2 protein-coding genes are annotated in these 940 nt (G+C 32.6%); both read left to right on the forward strand.

The genetic code is table 11. The features are described 5' to 3' along the window. Positions 1–443: hypothetical protein (locus L977_RS24710; protein ID WP_047625770.1), on the forward strand; the 443-nt coding region annotated here is incomplete at its 5' end. A gap of 143 nt (positions 444–586) precedes the next feature. Then, on the forward strand, positions 587–940 hold a 354-nt coding region (locus L977_RS11185), incomplete at its 3' end, for an SMI1/KNR4 family protein (RefSeq protein WP_047625771.1).

Raw genomic sequence — 940 nt, forward strand, 5'->3', positions numbered from 1 at the left:
CAACCGATGTTGATTACTTATATAAAAATTATAATCCTGAAAATTTAAAAATTGAAACAGGCTTCACGCCAATTAAAATTCATTCTGTCAGTGAACTCTCGAAGGCTCAAAATGGTTATGAATACTTACCAGACAATTACCTTGTTATTGGTGATGATTTAGGTGGTGGTAAACCTATAATTGCGGTTGTCGATGAAGGGAATACCCCTGTTTATGCAAGTTATGATGTAATTGAACCATTTAAAATAGCTAGTAGTCTCTCTGGATTTATATTTTCATTAGCTGAGCTCATTGATTTGGTATATGGCCAATATGATATCTTTGATATAGCAGATGATAATGACGAAGTAAAAGGTGATTTTATTGATGAGTTGCGGAAAAGAATTGTGCCTCTTATCGGTAATGAAAATTTCGATGCATTCTATGATTATTTTTATGGCTAGGATACATGTTTTTTGATTTAGATAAATGAATGAAATATGCCGGAAACCATTAAGTTCCGGCTTTAATTACTACAAACAATTGTTTCCACAACAGAGGTTGAGTATCTAAGTTCAAGAAGTCATGATCTTAACAAGGAGAGTTTATGCCTATTTCATGCGGTAAACCTGCAAATAAAGATGAAATTAAACTTATGGAGGGAAAATTCAAAGTCAGTTTACCTGAAGATTATAAAGAATTCCTCAGGTTGAAAAATGGCTTTGGTGTAAAATCTCCGGATTTTTGTGAGTTAGAGTATGAAGGTGTCGATGAAGGGGTAATCGCCTTTTATGCCCTTTTTGGAATAAATATGAAAAATCCAAACCACGACATTTTTCGTCAAAATGAAAATTTTTTAAGTGAACTTGATTTTATTGATGATAAGTTAATTATTGGTGATGATCCTGGAGGTAATTTTTACCTTATATTAAATGGCAGTGAAAGCCAAGGTGTGTATTAT

The sequence above is a fragment of the Enterobacter sp. ZOR0014 genome, assembly GCF_000798855.1.
Lineage (GTDB): Bacteria > Pseudomonadota > Gammaproteobacteria > Enterobacterales > Enterobacteriaceae > Enterobacter > Enterobacter kobei.